This window comes from Limnohabitans sp., from assembly GCF_044361985.1.
Classification (GTDB): domain Bacteria; phylum Pseudomonadota; class Gammaproteobacteria; order Burkholderiales; family Burkholderiaceae_C; genus Limnohabitans_A.
This window is the reverse complement of sequence record NZ_JBIKHV010000144.1, coordinates 1-4,170: the sequence shown is the minus strand read 5'-3', so window position 1 is coordinate 4,170 and position 4,170 is coordinate 1. Positions and strand designations below refer to the sequence as shown.

Here is a 4,170-nt window from a genome sequence, read left to right as displayed (position 1 = left end):
CATTATCAGAATCAGATCGGTCTGAATCTGGCGTCACTGAAAGTGTGTATTTGCCCAGGGCATCGGTCAATGCAAATTGTTCAGTCGTGTCCCACTGGCCATCGTTGTCCTGGTCCAGAAATATCTTCCAGTTGGCCAAGCCGACTTCATCGTCGGCATTGCCCAGGATGTCATCGGCACCATTTGCGTCGCGGGTGCCGTTGCCGTCCATGTCACTGAATTTCATGCCGCTGATCTCTCCCACGATGATGGCCGAGGGCGCCAACTGAATGGATGTGGCACCACTGCCGCCGATGTCTACGGTGGTTTGCAGGGAGCCGCCTGTCCAGGCGTTGGCGCCATCGGTCATGCCTTTGCCTTGGTCGGGTACATCGCCAGGGGCGGCAATCATCAGGCCATACTGGATTTCGGCACCGCCCGATTTGGTCGTGGGACCGGTGTAAACAAAGGTGACGGTGACGATCGCATCTTTGGAGCTGCCTGCGCTGCCGGTGTAGGTCACGTTGCTGACGCCTGTGATGTTGGCGTTGACGGTGTAAAACGACCCTTGCATGCCGCCACCGTTGGTGAAGGTGCTGTCGGCTTGCGCATCGCCGCCTGCAAAGCTGGTCGGGCTGCGGTCTGCGTTGGGAGTTGTCATGTAAACAAAACCGCCCGCATTGGTGTTGCTCTGGTAGTAGTTGTAGGTGACGTTGAACGAGTAGGTCTGCCCGGTCGTCAGAGGTGTGTTGTTGCTGGCTTTGTAGAAATAGACGTGAGGCACCACCTCGCCTTCAAAGTAGTCTGATTTGCCATCGGACAGGATGTTGTTGTTCCATTCGGCCGTGGTGCCCTGTGCGGCATCACCATCGGCCCAGTGCTGGTAGACCTTGCTGATGTTGGTGCTGGGGTAGGTGATGGCACTGGGGACAATGGCGGCCAGGGGCGATATTTCAACGGGGGTTGTTGAAAAGCTGGCCGTTTTCATGCTGCTTTCCGAATCCGTGGTGGGCATGAATGCCGGGCTGCTTGCTGCTTTCATGGTGTGTTCGGCGGCATTTTCCATGGCATTCAAAGCGGTGACATGGCCGTACAGCGGCGCATCGGTTGCATCGTCACGGTCAGTGCGCAGAGAAATGGGCTTTTTCCCAAAAGTGCTCGATTTAGACATGTTGAACTCCTAGTTGCGTCGAGCCACGTGCTGGTCGACAAATCCTGATCTGTTTCCCGATCTGGGAACTGCGCGCTTCTGGCGTGCAGTACAAGCAGGTTCCTCTTTGCCTGGGTGGCTGACCATTCAGCATTGGGTGTGTTTTTTAATGCGCGTTTGTTGTATCCCTGTCGGTATGCGTCTGCATTGCCAAGTGAATATCTCCATGGAAAGAGGCCCTGTTGCATCTTGATTTCCAGCAAGCATCTGCAGAATCATTTTTGGCTTCTTTCCTTTACCAAGGCCCAAGAAGCTGGATTACTTGTTTGAATGGATGCGCTACCGTTTGTTGATTATTTTTTTCCAGTAGTTAATGCGGTTATTTGGCTTTTTATCGAAAGATATATGCCGGTATGTTGATGCAATCTAATCTTTTGATCAGTGGTTATCTGGGTTTGATTCCCACACCATGGAGTCCAGCAGATGGCGATCTCTTATGCAGTGCCATCTTTCATCAAATAAATGACTGGATTGACCATGAATTTACCCACCGCCTTTTTGCAAAAGCCTTTAACCACGCCACTTTTGAGCCCGGAAGAGATGAATGCCTTGTTGTACGGGATATTCCCGACCGCTGAATGCAGTTCAGAGTCGGTGGTGGCCGTATCAAAAGAACCCATCAGTGGTTTGTCCTTGGTTTCTCCCGTGCAAAACACTTGTCACCAAGTGGCTTTGTCGGCCTTGGTTTGTGTGAACTGATGCGCCCAGGCGCCAGAAAGGAACGCTATGTCTTACCCCATGGTTGAAAGTGCCCGTCAGAATAAATTATTAGCGGGTGTTCCCTTGAGTCACTACGCCCGGATGTCGGAGCATCTCAAGCCAGTGGATCTGACTGCTGGCCAAGTGATTTATGAGGCGGGTGAATCATTGGAGTTTGTTTATTTTCCAACGACGTGCACCACGTCCTTGGTTTCCCACACAACAGACGGTGACAGCTCCGAGTTGGCCATGACTGGCCGGGACGGTATGGTGGGCGTTGCCCTGGTTCTGGGCAGTGGCTCCATGAACCACCGGGTGGTGGTTCAGTGTGCCGGGCAAGCCTTCAGAATGCCGGCCGATGCTTTTCTGATGGAGATGACGCGTTGCCGTGAGTTGCAGCAATTGGTGCTGTGTTATGTCCAGATTTTGATCACGCAGATGTCACAGAGCATTGTGTGCATTGGGCACCATTCGGTCAGTGAGCGCCTGAGTTACTGGCTGTTGTTCAACCGGGATGCCTTGGACTCTGACCAATTGAAAGTCACCCATGAAATGATTGCCAATATGCTGGGGGTTCGCCGTGAATCGGTCACGCAGGCTTTGGGGAAATTGCAATCGGCGGGTTTGGTCGCCAGTGGCCGAGGCAAGATCAATATTCTTGACCGCGATGGCTTGACCGACTGTGTGTGCGAGTGTTTTTCATTGGTGTCTTCTGAAACGCAACGCCTTTATGAGCGTGCAGGGCGCACGCCTGAAGCCTGTTTTGAATCAGATGAGGCCTGCCTGCAGCCTGTTGGGCAAGACCATGATCTTTTGCACAAATACCAGGACGCCTACGACTTTGCGCCTGTGGGTTTTGTCAGCCTGGACCGGCAAGGGCGGGTGGTGCATACCAATCTGGCGGGCGCCATCATGTTGGACATACAGCGGTCGCAGCATAAGCTGAGTCCCTTTCAGGCCTTCATGAAGCCGTCCGATCAGGCCGCTTTTTTGACGTATCACCAGGAAGTTTTTAGCGGCAGGTGCCGCCGCTATTGCGAGGTGACGCTTTGTGCCACCGACCACCGGTCTGAAATGGTGGTGCGAATCGACGCCACCTTGGATGAAATGGGTGAAGAGTGCAGGTTGGTGATGATCGATGTGACCGAAGATAAAAAACAGATGGCTCAAGAATTGGCGCGTGAACGCCAGCAACAAGAGTGGCTGGCCAGGCAGCCCTTCATGCTGTGGTTCAAGGACCAGGATGGCCACTTGATTTCGGCCAACTCCAGCCTGATCGAAGATTGGCGCCATTTTGCGCAGGATGCGTCGCTTGAAAAGGTCGATTTACAAAGCATGCCGGTCAATTTCAGGGGGCAAAACCTTCAATCTTCACATTCATCCAGTGATGAACTTCGATCGGGCGCATTCAAGCCATCTTGAGTGAGGTGCTGACACGCCTTCTGCCTTTGGTTTTCTTGTGTTGAATGGTTTTAGCGCGGGTTGCCGTTACAAATGAAGGCTTCTGAGGGGCGAAAATAAGGCGTGTTGTTCTTTACCAAGAGTTGATCATGAATTTGGGCCTCCTGCGGCGCTGGCAGCGCCAGGCATTGTTTTTCGGGCTCGGATTGGCGTTGTTGTGGGTGCTCAGCTGGGCGGCTGTTCCAAGCCTGGCGCATTGGCAAATTGAAAAACAAGGCACGCAGCTGCTGGGGCGTGTGGTCAAGCTGGATGAAGTGAGGTTCAAGCCCTGGTCGATGGCTTTGATTTTGCGCGGTCTGCGCATCGCCCAGGCCGGTGATAACGGCGCACTGCTTGAGCCGCAGCTGAAGGTCGGCGACATCGAAATCAACGCGGCACTGCAGTCCCTTGTATTTTGGGCGCCTGTGGCGGACGCCATTCTGCTGCGCGATCCACAGTTGCTTTTGACGCATCGTGGGCAGGGCCGCTTTGACATCGACGATGTCGTGGACCGGCTCCGAGGAGCAGGCTCTTCAGGTTCTGCAGGCTCTCCAGGCTCTGCAGGCTCTGGCTTTCCCCGCTTGTCCTTGTTCAACATCCAGATCGTGGGGGGCGGTGTTCGCTTTCTCGATGAGCCCAAGTCGGTCAGCCACACGCTGGCCGATGTGCAACTTGACATGCCGTTTTTGAGCAACATCGGCGGCAAACGCGATGTGACCACCCACCCCAGACTGGCGTTCAAGCTCAATGGCGCTGCGTTTGACACCGATGCCGAGACGGCACCCTTTGCCAAAGACCGACACACGCAAGCCCACTTTCAGATCAAGGGGTTGGAGGTCGCG

The 4,170-nt window shown here is 54.2% G+C and carries 3 protein-coding genes and 1 pseudogene; 3 read left to right on the top strand and 1 reads right to left on the bottom strand.

What is annotated here, in order from left to right; all coding sequences use genetic code 11:
- Nucleotides 1-1,150: hypothetical protein (locus ACIQ3A_RS14050; RefSeq protein WP_396432345.1), on the bottom strand; the 1,150-nt coding region annotated here is incomplete at its 3' end.
- 516 nt (nt 1,151-1,666) lie between these two features.
- On the opposite strand from ACIQ3A_RS14050, the gene ACIQ3A_RS14045 reads away from it, so the two are divergent.
- From ACIQ3A_RS14045 to ACIQ3A_RS14035, 3 genes and pseudogenes are all read left to right on the top strand, one after another.
- The gene (locus tag ACIQ3A_RS14045) at nt 1,667-1,888 is read left to right on the top strand and encodes a hypothetical protein (protein ID WP_396432344.1); all 222 of its coding nucleotides are present in this window, start codon (nt 1,667-1,669) and stop codon (nt 1,886-1,888) included.
- A 27-nt stretch (nt 1,889-1,915) separates the two neighbouring features.
- On the top strand, nt 1,916-3,310 hold the full coding sequence (locus tag ACIQ3A_RS14040) for a helix-turn-helix domain-containing protein (RefSeq protein ID WP_396432343.1): 1,395 nt from the start codon (nt 1,916-1,918) through the stop codon (nt 3,308-3,310).
- A gap of 128 nt (nt 3,311-3,438) precedes the next feature.
- Nucleotides 3,439-4,170 (top strand): annotated as a pseudogene (locus tag ACIQ3A_RS14035) (hypothetical protein); the annotation flags it as partial.

Excerpts from the sequence above, each read along its gene's own strand:
- ACIQ3A_RS14045 (WP_396432344.1), top strand. The coding sequence starts at position 1,667 with ATGAATTTACCCACCGCCTTTTTGCAAAAGCCTTTAACCACGCCACTT.
- ACIQ3A_RS14040 (WP_396432343.1), top strand. The coding sequence starts at position 1,916 with ATGTCTTACCCCATGGTTGAAAGTGCCCGTCAGAATAAATTATTAGCG.